Origin of the sequence: Rummeliibacillus suwonensis (assembly GCF_007896435.1) — a bacterium.
GTDB lineage: Bacteria > Bacillota > Bacilli > Bacillales_A > Planococcaceae > Rummeliibacillus > Rummeliibacillus suwonensis.
Map to the genome: position 1 here is coordinate 2,220,136 of NZ_VCBL01000001.1, position 22,558 is coordinate 2,242,693.

General features: G+C 34.7%; 23 protein-coding genes and 1 pseudogene. 6 read left to right on the plus strand and 18 right to left on the minus strand.

Features of this window, described 5'->3' with window-relative positions:
• Positions 1-6: 6 nt before the first annotated feature.
• On the plus strand, positions 7-942 hold the full coding sequence (locus FEU33_RS10170) for a TIGR03943 family putative permease subunit (RefSeq protein WP_146549258.1): 936 nt from the start codon (positions 7-9) through the stop codon (positions 940-942).
• Between the two features lie 434 nt (positions 943-1,376).
• On the opposite strand, the gene FEU33_RS10175 is transcribed toward FEU33_RS10170, so the two are convergent.
• The 6 genes and pseudogenes from FEU33_RS10175 to FEU33_RS10200 form a co-directional block, all read right to left on the minus strand.
• A complete protein-coding gene (locus tag FEU33_RS10175) occupies positions 1,377-1,598 on the minus strand; it encodes a YneF family protein (protein ID WP_146549259.1) in 222 nt (73 codons plus the stop codon).
• Between the two features lie 95 nt (positions 1,599-1,693).
• Entirely contained in the window at positions 1,694-2,131 is a 438-nt protein-coding gene (sirA, locus tag FEU33_RS10180) for a sporulation inhibitor of replication protein SirA (protein ID WP_146549260.1), read from the minus strand.
• 137 nt (positions 2,132-2,268) lie between these two features.
• On the minus strand, positions 2,269-4,272 hold the full coding sequence (tkt, locus tag FEU33_RS10185; protein WP_146549261.1) for a transketolase: 2,004 nt from the start codon (positions 4,270-4,272) through the stop codon (positions 2,269-2,271).
• 93 nt (positions 4,273-4,365) lie between these two features.
• Positions 4,366-4,602 carry a DUF896 domain-containing protein gene (locus tag FEU33_RS10190; protein WP_146549262.1) on the minus strand — a complete coding sequence of 79 codons (237 nt, stop codon included), beginning with the start codon at positions 4,600-4,602 and terminating at the stop codon, positions 4,366-4,368.
• A gap of 53 nt (positions 4,603-4,655) precedes the next feature.
• Positions 4,656-5,133: pseudogene (locus FEU33_RS19120) on the minus strand (zinc ribbon domain-containing protein); the annotation flags it as partial.
• 287 nt (positions 5,134-5,420) lie between these two features.
• Positions 5,421-6,023, minus strand: coding sequence for a LysE/ArgO family amino acid transporter (locus tag FEU33_RS10200; RefSeq protein WP_146549263.1), 603 nt, complete (start codon positions 6,021-6,023; stop codon positions 5,421-5,423).
• Between the two features lie 107 nt (positions 6,024-6,130).
• Between FEU33_RS10200 and FEU33_RS10205 the strand changes: the two genes are divergently transcribed.
• A complete protein-coding gene (locus FEU33_RS10205) occupies positions 6,131-7,570 on the plus strand; it encodes an aminotransferase-like domain-containing protein (protein WP_280524844.1) in 1,440 nt (479 codons plus the stop codon).
• 143 nt (positions 7,571-7,713) lie between these two features.
• On the opposite strand, the gene FEU33_RS10210 is transcribed toward FEU33_RS10205, so the two are convergent.
• Both FEU33_RS10210 and yneA read right to left on the minus strand, forming a co-directional pair.
• On the minus strand, positions 7,714-8,376 hold the full coding sequence (locus FEU33_RS10210; protein ID WP_146549264.1) for a YneB family resolvase-like protein: 663 nt from the start codon (positions 8,374-8,376) through the stop codon (positions 7,714-7,716).
• Entirely contained in the window at positions 8,366-8,686 is a 321-nt protein-coding gene (yneA, locus tag FEU33_RS10215; protein WP_146549265.1) for a cell division suppressor protein YneA, read from the minus strand. The genes FEU33_RS10210 and yneA overlap by 11 nt, the downstream gene beginning before the upstream one ends.
• Before the next feature lie 167 nt (positions 8,687-8,853).
• On the opposite strand from yneA, the gene lexA reads away from it, so the two are divergent.
• A complete protein-coding gene (gene lexA / locus FEU33_RS10220; RefSeq protein WP_146549266.1) occupies positions 8,854-9,468 on the plus strand; it encodes a transcriptional repressor LexA in 615 nt (204 codons plus the stop codon).
• Positions 9,469-9,539: 71 nt separating this feature from the next.
• Here the strand turns inward: lexA and FEU33_RS18825 are convergent, their stop codons facing one another.
• The 3 genes from FEU33_RS18825 to FEU33_RS10230 form a co-directional block, all read right to left on the minus strand.
• Positions 9,540-9,686: a hypothetical protein gene (locus FEU33_RS18825; protein WP_186731381.1), complete on the minus strand. Its 147-nt coding sequence runs from the start codon at positions 9,684-9,686 to the stop codon at positions 9,540-9,542.
• A 375-nt stretch (positions 9,687-10,061) separates the two neighbouring features.
• Complete coding sequence (locus FEU33_RS10225) at positions 10,062-11,372, minus strand: globin-coupled sensor protein (protein ID WP_146549267.1); 1,311 nt, start codon at positions 11,370-11,372, stop codon at positions 10,062-10,064.
• 1,197 nt (positions 11,373-12,569) lie between these two features.
• The gene (locus tag FEU33_RS10230) at positions 12,570-12,776 is read right to left on the minus strand and encodes a helix-turn-helix transcriptional regulator (RefSeq protein ID WP_243881114.1); all 207 of its coding nucleotides are present in this window, start codon (positions 12,774-12,776) and stop codon (positions 12,570-12,572) included.
• Between the two features lie 148 nt (positions 12,777-12,924).
• Here FEU33_RS10230 and FEU33_RS10235 point away from each other — a divergent pair, with 148 nt between their 5' ends.
• Positions 12,925-13,332: a helix-turn-helix domain-containing protein gene (locus tag FEU33_RS10235; RefSeq protein WP_146549268.1), complete on the plus strand. Its 408-nt coding sequence runs from the start codon at positions 12,925-12,927 to the stop codon at positions 13,330-13,332.
• Between the two features lie 515 nt (positions 13,333-13,847).
• On the opposite strand, the gene FEU33_RS10240 is transcribed toward FEU33_RS10235, so the two are convergent.
• The 4 genes from FEU33_RS10240 to FEU33_RS10255 form a co-directional block, all read right to left on the minus strand.
• Positions 13,848-14,735: a glycine betaine ABC transporter substrate-binding protein gene (locus tag FEU33_RS10240; protein WP_146549269.1), complete on the minus strand. Its 888-nt coding sequence runs from the start codon at positions 14,733-14,735 to the stop codon at positions 13,848-13,850.
• Between the two features lie 13 nt (positions 14,736-14,748).
• The gene (locus FEU33_RS10245) at positions 14,749-15,603 is read right to left on the minus strand and encodes an ABC transporter permease (protein ID WP_146549270.1); all 855 of its coding nucleotides are present in this window, start codon (positions 15,601-15,603) and stop codon (positions 14,749-14,751) included.
• Complete coding sequence (locus FEU33_RS10250; RefSeq protein WP_146549271.1) at positions 15,596-16,795, minus strand: quaternary amine ABC transporter ATP-binding protein; 1,200 nt, start codon at positions 16,793-16,795, stop codon at positions 15,596-15,598. The genes FEU33_RS10245 and FEU33_RS10250 overlap by 8 nt, the downstream gene beginning before the upstream one ends.
• Positions 16,796-17,031: 236 nt before the next feature.
• Entirely contained in the window at positions 17,032-17,676 is a 645-nt protein-coding gene (locus FEU33_RS10255; RefSeq protein WP_146549272.1) for a GntR family transcriptional regulator, read from the minus strand.
• 214 nt (positions 17,677-17,890) lie between these two features.
• Here FEU33_RS10255 and FEU33_RS10260 point away from each other — a divergent pair, with 214 nt between their 5' ends.
• Together FEU33_RS10260 and FEU33_RS10265 are read left to right on the plus strand one after the other, a co-directional pair.
• Positions 17,891-18,514 (plus strand): LysE family translocator, encoded by a 624-nt coding sequence (locus FEU33_RS10260; protein WP_146549273.1) that lies wholly within the window; start codon positions 17,891-17,893, stop codon positions 18,512-18,514.
• Positions 18,515-18,594: 80 nt separating this feature from the next.
• On the plus strand, positions 18,595-19,830 hold the full coding sequence (locus FEU33_RS10265; RefSeq protein ID WP_146549274.1) for an MFS transporter: 1,236 nt from the start codon (positions 18,595-18,597) through the stop codon (positions 19,828-19,830).
• A 147-nt stretch (positions 19,831-19,977) separates the two neighbouring features.
• Here the strand turns inward: FEU33_RS10265 and FEU33_RS10270 are convergent, their stop codons facing one another.
• The 3 genes from FEU33_RS10270 to gvpU all read right to left on the minus strand — a co-directional run bounded on the left by FEU33_RS10270 (position 19,978) and on the right by gvpU (position 22,298).
• The gene (locus tag FEU33_RS10270; protein WP_186731383.1) at positions 19,978-20,397 is read right to left on the minus strand and encodes a DUF2512 family protein; all 420 of its coding nucleotides are present in this window, start codon (positions 20,395-20,397) and stop codon (positions 19,978-19,980) included.
• An 838-nt stretch (positions 20,398-21,235) separates the two neighbouring features.
• Complete coding sequence (locus FEU33_RS10275; protein WP_146549276.1) at positions 21,236-21,436, minus strand: cold-shock protein; 201 nt, start codon at positions 21,434-21,436, stop codon at positions 21,236-21,238.
• A gap of 475 nt (positions 21,437-21,911) precedes the next feature.
• Positions 21,912-22,298, minus strand: coding sequence for a gas vesicle accessory protein GvpU (gvpU, locus tag FEU33_RS10280; protein ID WP_146549277.1), 387 nt, complete (start codon positions 22,296-22,298; stop codon positions 21,912-21,914).
• Between the last annotated feature and the right edge of the window lie 260 nt (positions 22,299-22,558).

Here is a 22,558-nt window from a genome sequence, read left to right on the forward strand (position 1 = left end):
GAAAATATGAACTTTCACTTTCAACAAGCAATAAGAGCTGTCATTTTATTCGCTTTTTCTGCCATGATTTTCAACCTACATCAGACTGGTGAAATAACAAAATTGATCAACCCAAAATATGAAAATCTAAGTAAGACCGTTGCCATTTTATTTTTCATTTTATTTGTTGTTCAACTTACTAGAATTTTCTCTTTTTCAACGAAAGATCATCATCATTGTCATCATACTGGACATCATTGTTGCCATCATGACCACGGAAACTCACCATTTAATACAAAAAAATTGTTTTCATACCTTATTCTTATAATCCCATTAGCAACTGGTTTTTTTATACCTGCCAAAACACTCGACGCATCTATAGCTGAGAAAAAAGGGGGGATGATGATTCTTTCAAAACAAACGCAAGCTGCAGAAACAGAGGATTTTACAGAAGCAGCCATTCCGAATCAATCCGCTGGAGACGATTTATACGGAGACCATGCTCCAGATCCAAACTTAATGGAGGAAAGGCAAGAAATACCCGAAGAAGAATATGATCATCTAAAAAAAGAGCTTTCCCAAAAACAAACTATTCATATGACAAATCATATTTATACGATTTACTATGACGATATTAATAGTAATGCATCCAAGTACAAAGGGAAAAAAATACAACTAACAGGTTTTGTATTGAAAGAAAAGGGTTTTAAACAGAACCAGTTAGTCCTATCTAGATTTCTGATTACTCACTGTATAGCTGATTCAAGTATAATAGGATTTCTTTCGGAACTTCCTGAAGCACAAAATATAGACGAAGACACTTGGATTGAAGCAACTGGAACAATCGATATAAGTACTTATAATGGAGAGCAACTGCCAATTATTAAAATTGCAAATTGGAAGAAAATAGAAGAGCCTAAAAAACCGTACATCTATCCGATCGATATTCGCGTAGGCCTCTAAAAAATGCAAAAGAAAAGTAATGGTTTTCTCTGAAGTGATCCTAACTGCACTAGAATGTTTTAGAGAATTAATGCAATTAGGCGTGTTAATTAGGAGAAAAATGGGATAAATATACAAACATAAAAATGAAAACCCCTTATTGTTAACTCCTATCTATATGAATCTTCGCTGCGGCTTACTCGACTCCTCGAAAATGCATCCGCATTTTCTTCGTGCGGTGTGGATTCAGGAAGTCCATTCAATGTCCCGCGGGGAAAAGCGAACAGTTGAGACCCTGTAGCTTCGCTAAGGAGGTTTCACCGTTCGCCCGCAGGAAAGCGAGCAAGCCGTAGCGGAAATCAACGAAATATCTATATTTCAGTGGGCAATTAACACGCCTGTAATCAAATAAAAAAAATGCTGCCTCCAAATCTTGGTCTTGAGGCAGCATTTTTTTATTTATTGCTTAATTTATTCATTTGATTCATCATTTGTTTAATTTGTTTTTCCGATGGTTTACGTCCCATTTGACTCATCATTACACGTAACATTTGTTCGTTAATTGGTGGATTTTCTTTTAAATATTTCACCATATATTGACGAGCGATAAAAAATCCGCCAACTAAACCTACGATTAATGCTACTACTATTAAAGTAATCGCTAATCCAGTATTCACTTATGTTCCTCCTCTAAAATTCGCATGCGAGAAAAATATCTCCAAAGAGGATTATACAATAAAAACTATTTCGATACTACCATTTATCTGATTTATCACTTTGCAAGTACTGAAAATTTGGGCGGTTTTAGCCACCCACACTCCATTTCATTTTTGTTAAAGCCGATAAAACCAGAACTAATCTTTGATAGTGCCGCAAAAAGATCCAATTCTAACATTCGCGATCCTACACATGTCACGACCATATAGTATGGCTGTATTTCAATATGTAAATCGCCCTTAAATTCGTTTGTCAAAAAAATCTCATGATTTTTCTTATGAATGGCAGAAAAATTTTTGTTTAAATATTGTTCTATGAAATCTTCAATCTCCTCTACTGGCAGCAGCTCACATAAATACGTTAATTCTTGTGATGGATATAAGGCATTTTTTTCAGACTTTAAATCATTAATCAATTCAAATAATAACCTTTCTCTCCCATAAACAAACGACTGATGCTTTTTCTTGACATGAAAGATTGAGTAAACACGCATCTTTTGCCACTCCCTTCTTTCAAGTAATTATACCATCAATCTATTGAATATTTTGTCAATTTGAACTGTAAATAATCCACTTTCTTTGTCAAAAAACAAAAAGTAGAGGCAAATCACCTCTACTCTTTTAAAAATTTTTATTTTTTTAATAATGCTTTCACTTTTGCTACTACATTGTCAACTGTGAAACCATATTCTTTCATGACTGTTTGTCCTGGAGCACTTGCACCAAAATGATCGATCGCCAGTACATCGCCTTCAAAACCAGTATATTTATGCCAACCAAATGATGAGGCCATTTCGATAGCTAAACGTTTTGTTACAGCTTTTGGCAATACACTTTCTTTATATGCTGCATCTTGTTCTTCAAAACGAACAAAATCAGGCATAGAAACAACTGTTACATCGATTCCTTCTTTTGCAAGTTCAGCTTTTGCTTTTACAGCTAATTGCACTTCTGAACCTGTTGCTAAAAGTAATGCATCTGCAATTTCTTTTTCGGCTTTTGCTACTACATAAGCACCTTTAGCTACACCTTCATACACAGCTTGCACATCAACATCAAGAACCGGTAAGTTTTGACGAGATAATACTAATGCAGTTGGACGGTTTTTGGAGGATATCGCAAGTTTCCAAGCTGCAGCCGATTCATTTGCATCTGCTGGACGAATAACCGATAAATTTGGCATTGCACGTAAGGCTGCTAAATGTTCGATTGGCTCATGAGTTGGTCCATCTTCTCCGACAGCAATTGAATCATGTGTGAAGACATAAGTTACAGGTAATCCCATAAGTGCTGAAAGTCGAACTGCTGGACGCACGTAATCAGAAAATACGAAGAATGTACCACCGAAGACATTTAAGCCTCCATGGAGTGCCATACCATTAAGAGCAGCACCCATTGCAAATTCACGCACACCAAACCAAATATTACGGCCTTTTCGATCAGTTGCTGAAAAATCTCCTGCACCTTTGATCGTTGTTTTATTTGAACCAGCAAGGTCAGCACTACCACCGAAAAACGCTGGAATTTTTTTAGCTAAAGCGTTGATCACTTCTCCTGAAGATGAACGAGTTGCAATAGACTTACCAAATTCATAAGTTGGAATTTCAGCGTCAAAGTCTGCTGGAAGTTCTCCTGTGATCGCTTGTTCTAATTGGATCGCTAATTCAGGGAAAGCCTCTTTGTACGCATCAAATTGTGCATTCCAAGCTGCTTCAACATTTTCTCCTTGAATTTTAGCTGCTTGTTTAAATGTTTCATAAACTTCTGCTGGAACAAAGAAATCATCATTTTCCCACTCATATGCTTGTTTTGTTAAGACTACTTCTTCAGTACCAAGTGGTGAACCATGAGAAGCTGATTTTCCAGATTTATTTGGCGAACCAAAACCAATAATGGTTTTTACTTCGATTAAAGTTGGTTGTCCTTTATGAGCTTTTGCTTGTTCAATGGCAGCATTAATGGCTTCAACATTATTGCCGTCCTCTACTCTTAAATAATTCCAGCCATATGCTTTAAAGCGTTCAGCCGTATTGTCAGAGAATGATTTATTTAAATCGCCATCTAAAGAAATATCATTACTATCATAAAGAACGATCAATTTATCTAATTGTAAGTGGCCTGCAAGTGAAGCTGCTTCTGCAGAAACACCTTCCATCAAATCACCATCTCCACATAGTGCAAATGTATAGTGATCGATAATATCGTAATTCGGTTTGTTATACACACTGGCTAAATGCGATTCAGCCATAGCCATTCCGACTGCCATTGCAATTCCTTGTCCTAGTGGGCCAGTTGTTGCCTCAACACCAGCAGTATGACCATATTCTGGGTGTCCAGGAGTTAATGAACCCCATTGGCGGAAGTTTTTAATCTCTTCCATTGGTAAATCATAGCCACCTAAATGAAGTAAGCTATATAATAACATCGAACCATGTCCAGCTGATAATACAAATCGATCACGGTTAAACCATTTAGGGTTCTTTGGATTATGATGTAATTGTTTTGTCCAAAGAGTATAAGCCATTGGTGCTGCACCCATTGGAAGTCCCGGATGACCGGAATTAGCCTTTTCAATTGCATCAATGGATAAAGTACGGATTGTATTAATTGCAAGCTGATCTGCTTGTACAGTCATGAATAGACATCCTTTCTTAAAGCAAAATATTATTCTATTTCAGTTTAGTCAAGATTTTGACATAAAACAATGCTTTTTCAGCAATTGGTTCTGTTAATTTAAAGGCCCTTTTCTTTTTTGAATAGCACGTACTTTTTCTGGTGTCACTTCATCTCCATTTGGATCAAAAACACGAACATTCTCAATTGTTTTGCGCATATGCTCACGGAAAGTGTCTAAATATTCTTTACGAAGGGCTGTTTGTTCTTTTGCTTCCTCTATTGTTAAACCTGATTCTTTTGATTTCTTGGATAAATAGTTAATACGTTGAATTTTTTCTTTTGGCAACATTTAAGATGCTCCTTTCATCACTACATGAATATAAAGATATCAACAACTCACGACTAAAGTCGAGAACTTGCACTCGCAGGACGGTTGATTTCGCCCTTACCAAAAAGGTCATGCCTCAGTGATACTGCATGCTTCGGAGATTGCTTCAATCCCTTAGCGATGTAGATTCCTATACGGTCATCATTTGATGTATAGTGACAATTTTTACAACAAAATATATGGGTTTTCTTGTTTTGATTTGCTTTTTCAATGTGTCCACATTTGAGACCGGTTTGAGATGTATATTTCGGTTTTACCAAAATAACGCGTTGGTGATTTAATTCCGCTTTGTACTCTAACATTTGTCGAAATTGGTAGAACGCCCAAGAAACGGACACATAATGGTCTTTTAACACGTACCCTTTTCCGTTGCATTACGAACACCAGTCAAATCTTCAAGAACAAAGCAGTTCCTTTCGGATAACGTTCAACAAGTGCCTGAGTTGCCTGATGATTGACAGCAGACACATAACGGTTTTCTCTTGAATCGATCACTAAAATCATTATACCGTGTTTCAGTTGGAAAAGAGAACAAAATGCGGACAAAAGAGAAAGGTAGTCGTGAGCTTAAAACGTTGGCTTTCGAACTGGTAAAGACCAGCCCTCATGCCCAACGATTTCTCATAATTAAAGCCACGAGTCTCCATTCGTCGTTTCACTAACGCTCAACAATGAAAAAAGAGTTTAAGCACAAGTTTAAAGCTCATATCCTATAAAATCTTATAGGTCGTGCTGGATTCCTTTTTAAAGAAATCTTTTATTGGAATGATGATAAGCGACTATATCAAACTGATTGCTAAATAAATAGCAGTTCCCCAGATAAACAAGGCAGAAAGCTTGTTAAAAAGAAGAAATACTTTTCCTGAAATTTGTAGTTTTTTCATAGAAGAGCCAGTTATCATTAAACCAAAAAACCAAATCCATGACACACTAATACAAGCTACTGTAAAAAGAGTTTGGTCAAAACCCTTGTATTTTAATGCACTAGTACCTATTACTCCCACTGTATCTAATAGAGCATGGGGATTTAACAATGAAACGGATATAGCAAAAAGAACTTGCTCCTTTAGGGACAATGCTCGATTATTTTCAAAATTGGACGCTCCTGCGTTCCAAATAGCTTTTCCCATATAACATAAAAATAGGATACCCACGATTAACAAAATCAAACGAATCCATTCAAATTGTAAAACGAGCATTGATACTCCTAAAATCGCCAAAACAATTAGCAACGTATCACATAAAGCTGCTGCTAATGTTGCAGGTAAGGCTTTATAAATATTGGGCTGTGTGACCCCTTGTGAAAAAACAAAAATATTTTGTACTCCTAATGGCAAAATCAATCCGAATGCTAGGATAAATCCATGAAAAAATGCTTGCATCATCCAACTCCCTTTCTTTTAATATCGTACAATGTTATAAAAAGAAGAAAAGGTCCAATTGGTTGGTAATTCAACCATCCAATTTAGTAAAAGGGAGATTGATATGATTGTGGAAACCAATTCATAATACATCCATTAGCTTACAGCATCAAATTATAAACTGGATGACAGAACAGATACAATTAGGAAATTGGGGAGTAGGCACAAAGCTTCCAACACAACGACAATTAGCCATGCAATTCGAAGTTAACAGAAGCACTATTCAACAGGCTTTAGAAGAATTAAAGGCAGATGGCATCTTAGAGGCAAAAATAGGGGCTGGTACTTTTGTTGCCAATAATTCATGGAATCTTCTTGCAAAAAAGCCTCAACCAAACTGGCAAAGATATATTGATACTAGTATCCATAAACCGAATGATCGTACGATTCAACTTATAAACGAATATGAACAAGACAGTTCCATCATACGATTAGGGACAGGTGAACTTTCTCCCAAATTATTACCGACAAAAAAATTGACAGAATCACTTCAAAAACTAACCTTTCATGAAAAAGATATTGGTTATTCTTCTCCACAGGGGAGTGACGAATTACGAATGGCGATCTGCCAATATGTAAAAAAACGTGGAATTACAACTACACCTGACAATATACTCATTGTTTCTGGTGCACTTCAAGCTCTTCAATTAATGGCATTGGGATTATTTGAATCAGGATCGATTGTCTTTCAAGATAGCTGTTCATATTTGAATTCCATTCATCCATTCCAATCATTTGGTATGCGAATGAAATCCATTAAACGTGATGAGTCTCTAGAAAAGACATTATGTTCATTCAAAAAGAATCGGCAATCTATATACTATACTGTCCCTACCCTTCATAATCCGACCGGAACTGTTTGGACAGCAAAGGAAAAACAAAATTTCTATGAAATGTGTAAATCTCTTCGAATACCTATCATAGAAGACGATGTTTATGCTGAATTATTGTTTGATACTCCTCTTCCGTCAATCAAATCTTTAGATTCTTCTGGACAAGTATTATATGTCAGTAGTGTTTCTAAAACATTAAGTCCAGGGTTACGCATAGGCTGGGTTATTGGACCAACCCCTGTTATAAAACGACTGGCTGATATTAAAATGCAAATGGATTATGGTTCTAGTGCAATTTCGCAAAAAATCGTTACTTATTGGCTTACATCAGGACTTTATGAAAAGCATTTAGCCGAATTAGGATCTCAATTAAAAATACGTGCGGCATTTATCGAATCCATACTTCACAAATACTTTCATGCAATTGCTACATGGGAAAAACCATTGGGAGGATTTTATATTTGGTTAAGATTTAATGAGCCGATTGTTACAAAAGAATTCTTTTTAAAGTTACTTAAAGAGAAAGTATTGATCAATCCAGGCTATATCTATGATATAGAGGATGCACATCATATTCGTCTATCTTTTGCCTATGCTTCTTATGAAGAATTAGAAAAAGCATTAATGATTTTATATACAGAAAGTATGCTGATATTTAAAACGAAAAGGCAGTAGAATTTCTTAACCGAGATTCTGCTACCTAATCATTTTGTCAAATATCCTTTCTCAGTCGAGTTGATATCTAATATTGTCCGTAAAATATACGATTTTTAACTATTACACTTTAATGGAATCTTCTTAACATGCCTGATCTATTTTCAATTTTTAAGGTTTTGCTCTTCTTCATATTCTTTATAACGCCTATGAACGGTAGCCTTGCTTATTTGGAAACCAAGTCCTTTTAATGTTGCAGTAATTTCCTCAAAAGTCATCCCCTTCTCTCTTAAATGAACAATCTGTTCGATTGGTGCATCAATTCTCTCTCTACCTTCCACATTGCCGCGGTCTTTTAAGTTATTTTCTGGCCTATAACCATTTTGTACAGCCCTTTTCATGCCACGCCGTATCTTTGCATTATGCAATTTTCGTTGATATTCTTCAACAATGGCTAAAATTTCGAGGAGCATCGTATCCATTTCATTTAATTTGATAGTGCCAGCATCACTTAAAGTAAAGATATCCACATTCAACTTTTTAAGCAAATGTAAAACAGCCATTCGACCATTACCACGTCCTAAACGTGTTTCATCTTGGATAAATAAATTCATAATGTGGTATTCCTTTACAAAATCCAGCAATTCCAGTAAGCCTTCGCGTTCTATGTCATACCCGCTATGTCTATCTTTAAATACTGCTACTACCTCATAACCCTTTGACTGAGCAAATGCTCTCAGCTCAATTTCCTGTCTCTCAATCGACGTATCTTGTGTTTCCTTTTCTGTACTTACTCGACAATAAAGTACTGCTTTTTTATTCGTCATTTTTGTCACTTGCCAATACTATTTCTTTGTTTGTTGGATCAGTTTGTTTATGGTCAGGAATGATTAAAGTATGACCAGCAATAATTTCATCATCCATAATATTATTCTCATTTTTTACTAGACGAACCCACTCAGCATTAGATAAATCTCCTTTGTATCGATCAGACAGAGACCAAAGTGTATCACCTTCTTGTACCTTAATATTTGTATATGTTGTTGTATCTCTATTAATTAGAAGTAGAATAGCCATAAAGATGACTGCAAATACCATAAATAATGCCGTATTTTGATTTCTTTTAACCCAATTCATACAAATCTCCCCTTTATCGAATGTTTGTTCGGAATATATGTTCTTAATATAAAACGAACGTTTGTTTTTGTCAAACACTTTTTTCGAACTTATGTTTGCGTTGCTTGTTCGGTAATGCTATACTAAATTTAACAATTAGCAGGAAACTAAGATAAGAGGTGAGCAGATTGAAAAAAATATCAAAAAGACAAGAAGATATACTAGAGTTTATTAAAGAGGAAGTTCGCACAAAGGGATACCCACCTTCCGTCCGAGAAATTGGAGAGGCTGTGGGGTTAGCGTCGAGTTCTACTGTACATGGCCACCTAAATCGTCTTGAAAGCAAGGGACTCATTCGTCGTGATCCTACAAAACCTCGCGCAATAGAGATTTTGGACCAAGACAATATTACAAAACAAGGTGTGATCCATGTACCTCTAGTTGGAAAAGTAACGGCAGGTATGCCGATCACAGCCATTGAAAATATAGAAGAATATTTCCCGATTCCAGATTTTTATGGAACTTCAGATGATCACATCTTTATGCTTGAAATTATGGGTGAATCAATGATTGAAGCTGGTATTTTAGATGGTGATTATGTGATTGTCAAGCAACAATCAACTGCCGATAATGGCGATATTATTGTTGCTATGACTGAAGAAAATGAAGCAACAGTAAAACGTTTTTTTAAGGAAGATGGATATTTCCGCCTTCAACCCGAAAATTCCTCTATGGACCCTATCATTGTGGAAAAAGTTTCTGTACTTGGTAAAGTGGTTGGTTTGTACCGAAACGTCCACTAATCTTTTATATGAAAAAGCATCCAAAACTATTCTAATTAAATAGATTTGGATGCTTTTCTTCATATAATCACTCAACTGACCTTATAAAGCGAAACTTTCATCAGTGGAGTTTTTCTTCTTCCCCCTACTGAAATAGAGGAACTCAGTTTAAGAGAGCCACGTCCTGTGGTAACACCTGAGAGACCAACATCTTGTTGGCCCGAACTAATCGGGCGCATGCGGCAGTTGTTCTCCCTCTTAACTTCTTTACCTTCGCTGAATTTTGAGTGGGAAGTATTACTGCCTATTAATACGGGATAAATATTGATATTTTACTAAATCGCCTTTTTATAAAAATGCCTGTATTCAATATCCTCTTCACATGTGATCACAAAAAAATTTGTTTCACTCGTTTGCATTATTTAAATAGTAAAAAATAAAAACGATGAGAATCCTTTATACTTATTCAAACCCAAAGTAGTCAAAATTCTATTCTTGAACATTATCACTTCTTTTTAACAACCTTATGAATAAGGCATGTTAATGAAAGAATACAAAGCTATATTTTAACTTATTTTGCACAACTTTATCTGAAACTTTATTTCTATGTTATTCTACTTCATTTGTTTAGCAATTTCATTCAAATGATCAGTAGATACCGCTACATTATTGACGCCATTTGAAATTTCTTCGATTACAGTAACGAGTGATTGTAATTCTTCATCGATCTTCATACTGCCCTTTTTAATTTGTTCCATAAGTGTAAACACTTGATCAAAAAATTGATCGAGTTGTGTAATTTCTTTGACCCCATCGGATACTAAATCGTTCGCTTCAGCAACTGATCCAGTGACTCCTTCAATTCCCTTATTCGTATCAGAAATTAGCGTACTGACGTTAGCTAAACTGCTTTTTGTTTGTACAGCAAGTTTTCTAACCTCATCTGCAACTACAGCAAAACCTTTTCCATGTTCTCCAGCACGCGCAGCCTCAATAGCAGCATTTAAAGCTAAGAGATTTGTCTGATCGGCTATAGAAGAAACGATTCCTGTAACATCTTGAATTTTTGCTGATGTCCCTTTAAGGATCCCGATCTGCTCGTTCACTTCATCCATACGTATTTCAATCTTTTTCATCGCTTCCATTTGAGCATTAAGGCGTTGTTGGGCATCCAAATATTGTTGTTCGATTTCTTGTACGGATAAAGAACTTTCTTTTGCAACAGACACTAATTGGACTGACTGCCCAGACACCTGTTGTAGGGACACGCTTGCTTGCTCTGTAATGCATGCAAGCTCTTCTGCCATGTCATGCACTTCATTTTGAGCTTTCTCTTTTTCCATCTGTGATATTTTCTTGACTCTTTCATTTTCCTTATCATAGGCTTCCAATACAATAACCTGTTCTATAGATAAAATTTTATTGAGAGCATTGGAAAATGCTGCATATTCTTCTTTACTTGTCGTATTTTCAAAAACGATCTCATTTAAACTGTTTGTTAAATCTGCAAATGCAAGCATATACCATTTTGGTTGCAATCCTATTCTGACATGCACCTGCGCAATTTTATATCGTTGCTGTATAAATTCTGAATCAATTTTACCAGAAAAAAGTTGGATCAAATGGTCAGTAAGTGTTTTTTTCAAACGTTCTACTGAACTATGATCTTCAATAATTTTCATGAGACTTGGCTCATTTGCTAAATTTGAATAAAAATTATCCACAATTTTTTCAATGTTTTGCTTCACATACAGTTGCAATAATTGAATAGCAGCTAAATCATAGATAGTAAAACCAGCCATTTTTAAAATGCTCTGAATTTCACTAGTAGAATTCGCTGCTATTACAACGTTTTTTTCATTTCTTTTAATCTCACCTAATAAGTCAGGCTCTTCTTTCTTACTTTTTCTAAATTTGTTTACCACCAATTTATTCCCCCCATTGAATTGACGTAAACTACTACACTAATTTATTGATAAATAAAGATTACTTTGTATTACAATACTAAGGATACTATTAAATCTCCTAGAATTGTATAAACATGTTACTAAAAGTATAAAAATGTATCATGTTATAGAAATATTAGTAAATTAAGAACAGTAATAACTTCATATTTAAAAGCATGTTCAAGTACCTACATCATTTTTAAATAGCATTCCCTATTTCCTAATTTATTCATTTTACTATTCAGTATATTTTACCTTATTTTCTTATAAATTTGCAGGATGGAGGAATAATATTTTAACCAATTTATTTAATTTCATATAAATTAATCAATTTCATAATACAATATTCAGATAAAAAACAAGAACATTTCAAAACAACATGAACATTAATATTCAGAAATTTTTGTTCTGCTCCAGGAGGCGCTTTCCACGGGCTTGGCTTCAATCTCCTCGAGTCAACACGATGTTGACTCCAGATCTCCTTCCGCATCGAAAGCGTAAGCGACAGATGTGAAGCCGTTACCACAGGACGTGGCGAACTTAGGCTTTGTCCCTTAAAACGTTCCTGCGGGGCTTTCAGCTCAAGCTTTTCCCGTAGGACTTTGAATAATCCTCCTTGAACTCACACCGCACGAAGGAAATGCGCATACATTTTCGAGGAGTCGCCGTCTTTCGCTCCACAACTATCAAAATTAGTTATTCTTAAATGTTTGTATTTTTTAAGAAGAAAATGATTTATGAAATTCATTCAATTTTAATAAAGTAATAATTTATACAGTGGTTGTTTTTTTGTAACCACTGTAAATCAGCAGACTTTTACAGACAGGAAGAACCCCCACTTATCCTTTTTGCTTTTTATAAAGTGGGGGTTCTTCCTGTATCTAAATGTGAGATAAATATCAAGTATTGCTTTAGTTGATCATGTTAATTGTGATGTACCGCTATTTTGTTAAAACGATCACTAATAATTCATGCAATCGGCGAAATATCCTTTTAATGATCAATCCCCTATTTCACCTATATTCCTTTTCTTTTCCCTTATCGATTAAAAATTCATGTTATGGTGATGATCGGCGATGTGAATTCGAGTCCAATTGTATTGTCTCTATACCTTATTGCTCGATTGATTCTTTATCAGTAGATAATGTAAAGCAAATAGTTTTTTATATAAATTACTCATTTTGTGTAACTTTTGGTTAAAAAAAGCTCTTCTATTGGCATTTCCAAAATGTCAGCTATTATTCTTGCGTTCTCAAGTGAAGGCTTTACTATCCCATATTCAATATTTGCATAACCTGAAGCACTTTTATAGCCTAATTTTTTTGATAAGTAAGTAATTGTTATTCCTTTAGCTTTTCTAGCTTCGCGCAATCTATCATTCATTCTCCTCACCTCATTACTCATTTTGTGTAACTATATTCCTATTATATTCACTCTTTTTGAGTAAGTCAACCTTTTATTACTCTTTTTGAGTATTTTTTTACATAAATTGTGTAAAAGATGATAGAATCTATTCTTAAGGGGTGATTATGTGGATACCTTAGGCACTCGTCTTACTTATTTAAGAGAAAAAAGAGGTTGGACTAAAACATACGTAGCAAATAAATTAGGCATCAAAACTGTTTCAACATACGCGAACTGGGAATATGGAACTAGACAGCCTGATAATGAAATGTTGGTTAAAATCGCTGATTTATATGATGTCTCTTTAGATTTTTTACTTGGTCGTTCAGATGCTATGAATCCAAAAGAATTTGAAAATGCTGGTATCACAAACGAAGAGTATACAAGTTTAACTCCTTATCAAAGAGAAGTAGTTGATTTCTTTCTAGTAAGAGAAGATTTATTCTTCCATGACAATCCTGAAAAGCTAATGGATGCACTTGAGCAATTTGAAATCTTCTATGAAGTTTGGAAAAAACAGCAAGATAAAAAGTAATGGAAAGGGATATAGTTTACTATGTCTCTTTTTTCATTACTTTTGAATAATATCTATGTCTATATTTCAGCAAGTGCATATTTCGGTCAAGATCGTTCGAATCAATTTCTTATATCATAAAAATAAACAACTATCCAGTCAATAGGAGCTTTTGAGAAAAATAAAAAACACCTCATTTTAGTAGATGTCACGAAATACACATACTAGAAATGAGGTGTTTCTTCAAATTCCTAAAACCATTATTAATTATCGACAATCAGATGTATTGATTGTTTGTATTCAGTGAATGAGGTTCCCCCACACTAAATTCTAAAAACGAAAAGCTTTTAATTTCAACTTTCTATTTGTCTCAATTAACATTTTATCTGATTTGTTATTGCAAAAGCCGATTTAACTACTCTACCCTAGTAAGAGTGAAAGTTTCTTCCTGTTTACCGGCATACCATCTTCCGTGATCGTCCCTCGTTAACGCTTATTTATCGATTTTAAGCTTGGAAATGGCGTTGCTGACAAGATCATTTTTTGACCGCATCTTTTGTCCAGCTATCGACTTTATCCTGATTATCTTTAATCCAATCTTCTGCAGCCTCTTCTGGGTCTTTCCCATCTGCTATATCAAGCATCACTTGCTCCATATCTTTTGTAGACCAGTGGAATTGATCCAATACTTTATATGCTTCTGGTGAATCTTTTTTTAGATCTTTTCTAGCAAACGTATGGATAGATTCCTCTTTACCATAGATTTCTTTTGGATCATCTAAATATTTCAAATCATATTTTTGGAACATCCAATGTGGTGACCAACCTGTGACAATGATATCTTTTTTGTCTTTGATAGCTTTACCAAGCGCAACTGTCATTGCACCCGAAGAAGATGTTTTAACATTCCATGATGTTAAATTATCATAGTTCTTTAAAGCCTTCTCAGTTGCTGCCACAACACCTGCACCAGGTTCAATTCCTGTAATGGTGCTATTGGCTTCTTTTTTTAAATCACTGATGGAGTCAACATCCATATATGCAGGTACAACCAAGCCCACTTTTGCACCTTTTAAATTTGTTCCAAGATCTTCTAAGCTATCTTTATATTTGGCATATTGAGCCGCATGTGTGTTTGGTAGCCAACCTGCCACCATCGCATCTGCCTCACCTTTTGAAACAGCTTCCCACATAATTGCATTATCGAGTGGCGTTAATGTTACATCATAACCCATATCCTCAAGTACTTTACCAATAACATTCGTTGAGGCGACTTCTGTATCCCATTCCACATAAGCCAAATTGATTTTCTCATTTTTGGAAGAATTTGCAGAGTTACTATCTGATGAACCACATCCAGCTAAAATAGCACTTAAACCTAACCCCACTACAAGACCTAAAGATTTTATTTTTTTGAATTTCATCTAATCATCCTTCTTATTCGTATTTTTTCTTATTAAAGCTTTGTGTAAGACGGTCAATAATGATAGCAAAAATCACTAAACCTAATCCTGCTACAAAACCATTTCCCACTTGTGCACGTTGTAAAGCTGACAATACTTTACGTCCTAATCCAGGTGCACCAATCATAGATGCTATTACTACCATTGAAAGAGCCAGCATAACTGTTTGATTGATCCCTGCCATGATTGTTGATTTTGCAAGAGGAAGTTCAATCTTGAATAATTTTTGAGATGGAGTACTACCAAAGGATTCCGAAGCTTCTACTAGCTCTTTTGGCACTTGGCGTATTCCGAGGTTTGTAAAACGAATAGTTGGGGGGATAGCAAATATAATAGATGCAAATACACCTGGTACAACACCGATTCCAAAAAAGGCAACGGCTGGTATTAAATAAACAAAGCCCGGCATTGTTTGCATAAAGTCTAAAATCGGTTTAATGACTTCCTCTGCCCATTTACTTTTAGACATGATGATTCCAATTGGAATACCCAAAATAATAGAAATAAGACTTGCAAATAATACAAGTGTCACTGTATTCATAAGCTCATCCCATAAATTCTGATTGTAGATAAATAACAGACCGATTATAGAAAAAATGGTCAATCCTAATTTTTTACCTGAAGCTAAAAATGCTATGATAGCTATGATCAGTATAAATAGGATCGGTGGTATAGTAGTCAATAAATTGGTGATGGAATCCATTAACCATTCACCATTAGATTGCAATGCATCAAACAATCCTGAAAAATTCTTTGTCATCCAATCCATTGCACTTTGCGTCCAATCGGCAACTGGCAGTCTTGGAATATTATCGAGGAAGTTACTCATGCAAAATCGCCTCCTCATTTCCCTTTGCTAACGCTTCAATCACAACACCTCTGATTAAAATACCCACCAACCGATTATTTTTCATAACCGCTACGGGTGTTGGAGCATCATAAATCACATGAAAAACATCTTGAATAAGTGTATCGTGATTGACAGTTATCATGTTTGTTTGAACGATTTTTTTGATATCTTTATCGCCACGTTTTGCGGATTCTAAGGCATCATCTGCAGTAATGTATCCTTTTAAATTACGCGCTCTATCAATCGCCACTAGTAAACTAACTTTTTCTTCTCTCATACGAGAAAGTGCCACTTTGGGTCCATCCTGTTCTACGTTTACCGTAATTGGACGTATCATAATATTTTCTGCAGTTAACACTTTAGAGCGATCCACATCTTCAACAAAATGACGAACATATTCATTTGCCGGATTTGTTAAAATTTCTTCACCAGTACCAATTTGGATAATTTGTCCGTCTTTCATAATAGCGATTCGATCGCCTATGCGTAGAGCTTCGTTCAAGTCATGTGTGATAAATATAATGGTCTTTTGCATCGTTTCCTGTAAATCTAATAATTCATCTTGCATTTCTTTTCGAATAAGCGGATCTAGTGCTGAAAAGGCCTCATCCATCAATAAAATATCTGGATCATTCGCTAATGCTCTTGCTAATCCTACACGTTGCTGCATCCCTCCAGATAATTGATGGGGATATTGATCTTTAAAATCTAGTAAACCCGCATTTTTTAATGCTTGTTCCGCCTTTTGTCGACGTTCCTCTTTTGAGATTCCTCGTACTTCGAGTCCATATTCTGTATTTTGTAAAATCGTTCGGTGAGGAAATAATCCAAAGTTTTGGAACACCATATTCATTTTTTCCCGCCGTACATTTCTCAACTGTTCTTTATTCATCTTTGAAATATTCTCGCCATCTATGAAAATATCACCGTTTGTTGGTTCTATTAATCGATTTAATAAACGAACAAGCGTAGATTTACCACTACCCGATAACCCCATAATGACAAATATTTCACCTTCGTTTACTGAAAAACTAGCGTTATAAACCCCTACCGTTACACCTGTTTTTTTCAAAATTTCTTTTTTAGAAGCTCCATTTTGCACAAGTTTAAGTGCTTGGTTTGTATGTTTTCCAAATACTTTACTGACATGATCAATTTTTATTTTTTGCAAATACATCTCTCCTAGACATTTTATTCTTTTGTAGGGAAGCAATTTATGATTTATCGTTTAAGTGACAACTTAATGATAACAAAGAGTTGTTACTTTGGTCAAATCATCTCTATTTCAATAGTCTCAGGGGAATTTTGCTAAATAATAAAAAACATGAATGCATTCGATCAGCATTCATGTTTTTTGGGGACTATTCCTTAAGTTTTACTTGGCATTAAAGTACATCTTGACAGCAACTATTGGTTGGCTGTAAAAAGGAAATTTTGAACAATGCCTATACACTGTTCATTTCCAATAAAATAAAGGACATCTTGATCATGTAATGTAGCATATGGGCCCGGTGATAATAGAATTTCCTGTCCTCTCCGAATCCCCACTACCGTAGCAGTTGTATTTTGCCAGAAATTCATTTCTTCGATTGTCTTATTTAAATAGACACATGAATCAGTAATCGTTACTTGGAAAGGGACAAATGGATTGAGGGAATGAAAACGATCTGCCCTACTGACTAATTCCTTTGTTAAATTTTCAAGCTTCTCCAATTCTTCTTTTTGCTGAATAATCGTTTCTAGCATATCGCGTTGTATTTCCTTCACAGATTGTACATCTTGTAATTGATGAACAAACTTTGCAGCTTTTTCGTAGGATTTAATAATAACGCCAGAACCTTTTGTCGCTTCAACAATTTCTAAATCCTGCAATACCGCAATTGCACGACGCGCTGTTTCAGAAGAAACACCATATTGACTTGCTAAAGAAGAGCGAGCATATATTCTCTCTCCAACATGATATTTATTTTCTACTATTTTCGATGCAATATCTGCAGCAATAATCTGGTATTTTGCTTGTTTAATTTTCACTTTTTTTTCTGTTCCAGGCATCTGTGATCCATACCCTTTCATAAAATAATAATTCTTTATACGCCTTATCTTATCACCTTGAATGATGCGTTTCTATGATTATGATTAGATTTTATAGCTATTTTTGCATGATGAAACGCATTCTTCATCATCAAATTTTATTTTGTATTAGTTTTAACATGTGCATTAGCCGAATATAATATTTAACATCATACAGCGGCGGAGGCTAATCTTTATGAATTCTATATTTCCATATTTTTTATTAGGGGTATCATTGGCTGCACCAATTGGCCCAGTAAAAGCGACTTTGCTAAATTTGGGTATTACCAATGGCTTTTTTCATGCTTGGTTCTTTAGTCTAGGTGCCATAGCCACTGATATTGTCTATATGTTAATGGTATACCTGGGAATTGGTCAGTTGGTCGAATATCCATTTATTAAATCGATTCTCTGGTCTTTCGGATGCTTCGTCTTAGTCTATACTGGTATTGAAAACTTACTATCACTTCATAAAAGGAAGTTAGATTCTTATTTAAAAAAAACAATTCGCTTAAGATATTCCTTTCTATCAGGATTTCTTATAGCCTTATTAAATCCTCTGACCATCCTTTTTTGGTTGGGAATTTATGGTTCTGTCTTAGTAGGTGGCTCTGGTAAAAATCATTTTGAAATTATTATTTATAGTTGTCTTATTTTATTTGGTATCATTTTGGTCGATTTAACAATGGCAACCATTTCAAGCGGCTCGAAAAAATTCTTATCTAGCACTTTTTTAAATATTTTATCTGTTGCCTCTTCTCTTTCTATGGTAGGCTTTGGCTTACATTTTGGATTTAGGGCATATGAATCACTTTTTTAACCATCTATTTGTTAAAAGGAAGTATATAATAAGATTTTTCGGATACGATACCTTTATTGACGGAAAAATAGAGGTGTAATATGAACAAACAAGATTCAAGCACTGCAAAAGTTAGTATTGGGTGCATTATAAGTCTAGCTTCAGTCCCTTTAGTGATCACTTTAGGAAATTCTATGTTAATTCCTGTACTTTCCATTCTAGAAAAAAAGGTTGACATATCTTCCTTTAAGTCAAGTATGATCATCACTAGTTTTTCTGTTGCAGCTATTCTTCTTATCCCGGTTGCCGGTTATTTATCAGATCGATTTGGAAGAAAAATGGTGATTTTACCTAGCTTATTTTTAACATGTATCGGTGGATTAATCTCTGCTTTTGCCTCTTGGAAAATGGACGATCCTTACGTCACTATTATATGGGGAAGAATATTACAAGGCATAGGTTCTGCTGGAGCGTTTCCAATTGTGATGCCATTGGTTGGAGATCTATTTAATGGAGACGATGAAAAAGTGAGCTCCACCCTTGGGATTATCGAAACGTCTAATACATTTGGAAAAGTATTAAGTCCAATACTCGGATCTGCATTTGCCGCATTGATCTGGTTTTTACCTTTTTTCTCTATTTCAATTTTCAGCCTGATTTCTATGATCCTCATCTTTTTCTTTGTTAAAGTACCTAAGAAGAAAGAAGAAACCATACGTTTCAACGAATTTTTAAGCACTGTTAAAAAAACGTTTAAAAAGAATGGCAATTGGTTATATGTAGTCTTTATCAATGGTGCCTATGTTATGCTTGTTTTATTTGCAATGTTATTCTTCCTATCAGATATTCTGGAAAAAGCTTTCAACATTCATGGCGTGAAGAAGGGATTTCTGTTAGCGATTCCATTATTAACTTTATGTATTGCTTCCTATTTGGTTGGAAAGAAAATTAAAGGAGATTTAAAAACAATTAAAAGAACCATCATTTTATGTTTATTGGTCATTTCCATTAGCATAATATTCGTTGGATTTTTAAAAGAACATTTAGTTTTACTGCTCACTATCACCAGCGTGGCTGGTATGGGCTTAGGTTCTCTCTTACCAGCACTTGATGCAATTATTACTGAAAATATTAGTAAAGAAAAAAGAGGTACTATTACTTCTTTCTATAGTTCTGCACGATATATAGGAGTTGCTGCCGGTCCTCCACTAATGTCGGTGTTAATGGTGAATTATCTCAATTTAAGTTACATCATTGCTGGTTTGATCGGAATCATTCTTTTTGTTTTAGTTTTTAAATTCATCAAAATAGAAAATATTAATCACGAAAAGGCTTGATCATTTCATAAAAAAATCCCTACAATCCGGGGCACAAATGTAGGGAAAAGTCTAAAGGAAATATTTAGTTCTTTCAGCCTTTTCAACATCCTTCATTTTATCTTATAGATTAGGCTTAACTATAAAAAATCTTATCAAAAATTGTGGCTAAATATGTCCATTTGGTTCTCTTTCAGTAATCCTCTTTAATTGATTTTTAAACACTACAACATCCATATATTTATGGAATAGCCATTCCACTATACCTAATACTAATGCAGAGGCAAACGCTGACGAAAGTAAATCGACATTATTTTGATCGTTCAACGTGGAACCCACAAAATAGATGATGATGAAAACCAAGATAGCGTCTGAAAAAGTAGCGATTGTATTTCTCCAAACGTATTCGTGTTGTTTACTCGATTTAGTAAAGATCCACAAATCACCAACAATATAGGTAACAAATGTTAGTATCAAACTAATAAGCAGAGAATTAGTGATTAATCCGCCATAAATAAATGAATTAATAAAAGTGACAACGGCTGTAATCATTAGTAATTTAATAATGATTGCCAAAAAGTGATTCATTTTCGATATGCTCCCTTCCTTTTTAATGATGGTGATACAATCCGAGCCCTTATTAGTATGACTTAAATTTTCGATTATATTCTCATACATGTTAATTATTCAATTTTATCCTTTTTCTTACTCATTACATACACTACGTTCTTATTTACCGTTCTTCATCATTGCAAGGCATCACTATCCCTTCGCCACAGTCTCCAAAAATTTTCTTCATTTACCATTCCCCCTCTTAACACAGCTGATCGAGCTATCCTCAATTTGATAATGTGAAAAGGGTAAAAAACATGTTTTACTTGAATCTCTTTTTAGGCTTTAGGGAAAATTCATCGCCTAGCTACCAAGAAAAGACATTGGCTGAAGTAGACCGGGTTATCTGAAGAATTGAAAGTGAATCACAAAAAAGAGGAAAATAAATTTTTGAATCAATGTAAAAAATTGACTTAAAATAAAAATCTTGTGGTAGATAAAAAGAGTTGGAGCTTGGAGTCCTAACGAATTTAAACTTAGTACATTTTCAAATATTGGATCACGTTCCCATTGGTAAACTTGTGTACGGAACAAGGCTTACAAGAATTGTTTTAATCATACAATGTCAAGGATATTGATATATCAATGTTTTAGGGATTTTTTTATCATAGAAAATCATAATATCTCAAGAATTCGTGGTAAGTATGTGGTAAGGAATTATGATGGCTCGTGGTAATAAAGCTATAATCCCACAACATATTTCCTCTTTTCATATTTTATGTATATAGATATTAGAGTCAAACTAAATAAAAAAAGAGAAATCCTATTGAAAGGATTCCTCTGGTTTTTTAATACTTCTTTAACCAATTAAAGATTAAAGTTTAACAATGTTTGCAGCTTGTGGTCCGCGGTTACCTTCTTCAACTTCGAATTCAACTTTTTGACCTTCGTCTAAAGATTTGAAACCGTCGCCTTGGATTGCTGAGAAGTGAGCGAATACGTCTGCTCCGCCTTCAACTTCGATGAAACCGAAACCTTTTTCTGCGTTAAACCATTTTACTGTACCTTGTGTCATTTAAATGACCTCCATTAAATAATTATTAATATATAAGTTTTTAAAAGAAAAAAATTCACATATTACAAAAAGTACCGAACAAACACGATTACTCTTTGTAATATGTGAATTCAACTTTTTTCCTATAAAGGACTTTATTAATTTCATTATATACTACAAATACACATTTGTCTAATATTATTTTAACTCGTTAAGTCAAGGATAATTTGTTGATGGATTAATTTTCTATTCTCCCCTGTCACCATCACATCATCGACTTTAAAAAATTTCGCGACATGCGATAAAGTGAAGCTTCCATCAGTGGGAGCTTACTCCATCCCCCACTGATGGTTAGCTAAACCAATCGGGCTTTTACGGGCAGTTGATCCCCACCTAACTTTCTCGTTTCTCTCTAAACCTTGAGATGGGGTTCTTACTGCCCGTTAATGCGGGATAAAAAAGCACACCCAAATGGATGTGTGCTCCTATTAAATTTTTAGAATGCACCGAAAAAGAATCCGTCAATTGAATCTATTTTTCCTCTCCATAGTGTGTTAGTAATAAAATCGCCATTCGAATTTACAATTCTTACGTCCTTTAAATGGATAAAATTAGGGTCGTGATTTTTACTTTCACTTTTGTTACTTAAGGAAGATGTCGCAGTCACATCAGCTAATTTAGTAAATTTATCCGAAAATACTTCTGCAATTGTAGAATCACTGTTAGCTTTTTTAAAGCTGTTACTCAGCTCTTTTAAATAAGTTTCATAGCCAATCAAGCTACCGGAAATTGTTGTGCCATGTGCATTTAACGTAATATTAAGACTTAATCCTTTTGTCTCGTTAACAACTTTAGTAAGAGCCGTTAAAAAAACATCTTTCATACGAACCCCTTCCTCTCTTTCTACTTATTTCGACAAAGAGGGAGAATTACCTTTAATAAAGTTCACTCATTTTCACTATAAAAATAACGCTAGTCGGTTGATTGCGTTTGCTGCACACATTGCCCTACATTATTTCAGCGTTAATGATTCGCGCCTTCCGACATCTGAAATTTTGCCTTTTTCAACAAAAGTCACTAAAGTTTCATCAGTAAAATTACCTCATAAATATTGGCTTTTACTATGTGGAGAAAATGCAGACA

Coding starts and splice junctions, on each gene's coding strand:
- FEU33_RS10170 (WP_146549258.1), top strand. CDS start 7: ATGAACTTTCACTTTCAACAAGCAATAAGAGCTGTCATTTTATTCGCT.
- sirA (WP_146549260.1), bottom strand. CDS start 2,131: ATGCGTGTTTACTCAATCTTTCATGTCAAGAAAAAGCATCAGTCGTTT.
- tkt (WP_146549261.1), bottom strand. CDS start 4,272: ATGACTGTACAAGCAGATCAGCTTGCAATTAATACAATCCGTACTTTA.
- FEU33_RS10190 (WP_146549262.1), bottom strand. CDS start 4,602: ATGTTGCCAAAAGAAAAAATTCAACGTATTAACTATTTATCCAAGAAA.
- FEU33_RS10200 (WP_146549263.1), bottom strand. CDS start 6,023: ATGCAAGCATTTTTTCATGGATTTATCCTAGCATTCGGATTGATTTTG.
- FEU33_RS10210 (WP_146549264.1), bottom strand. CDS start 8,376: ATGACGAATAAAAAAGCAGTACTTTATTGTCGAGTAAGTACAGAAAAG.
- yneA (WP_146549265.1), bottom strand. CDS start 8,686: ATGAATTGGGTTAAAAGAAATCAAAATACGGCATTATTTATGGTATTT.
- FEU33_RS18825 (WP_186731381.1), bottom strand. CDS start 9,686: ATGCGCCCGATTAGTTCGGGCCAACAAGATGTTGGTCTCTCAGGTGTT.
- FEU33_RS10230 (WP_243881114.1), bottom strand. CDS start 12,776: ATGAATGATAGATTGCGCGAAGCTAGAAAAGCTAAAGGAATAACAATT.
- FEU33_RS10240 (WP_146549269.1), bottom strand. CDS start 14,735: ATGAAATTCAAAAAAATAAAATCTTTAGGTCTTGTAGTGGGGTTAGGT.
- FEU33_RS10245 (WP_146549270.1), bottom strand. CDS start 15,603: ATGAGTAACTTCCTCGATAATATTCCAAGACTGCCAGTTGCCGATTGG.
- FEU33_RS10255 (WP_146549272.1), bottom strand. CDS start 17,676: ATGCCTGGAACAGAAAAAAAAGTGAAAATTAAACAAGCAAAATACCAG.
- FEU33_RS10260 (WP_146549273.1), top strand. CDS start 17,891: ATGAATTCTATATTTCCATATTTTTTATTAGGGGTATCATTGGCTGCA.
- FEU33_RS10265 (WP_146549274.1), top strand. CDS start 18,595: ATGAACAAACAAGATTCAAGCACTGCAAAAGTTAGTATTGGGTGCATT.
- FEU33_RS10270 (WP_186731383.1), bottom strand. CDS start 20,397: ATGAATCACTTTTTGGCAATCATTATTAAATTACTAATGATTACAGCC.
- FEU33_RS10275 (WP_146549276.1), bottom strand. CDS start 21,436: ATGACACAAGGTACAGTAAAATGGTTTAACGCAGAAAAAGGTTTCGGT.
- gvpU (WP_146549277.1), bottom strand. CDS start 22,298: ATGAAAGATGTTTTTTTAACGGCTCTTACTAAAGTTGTTAACGAGACA.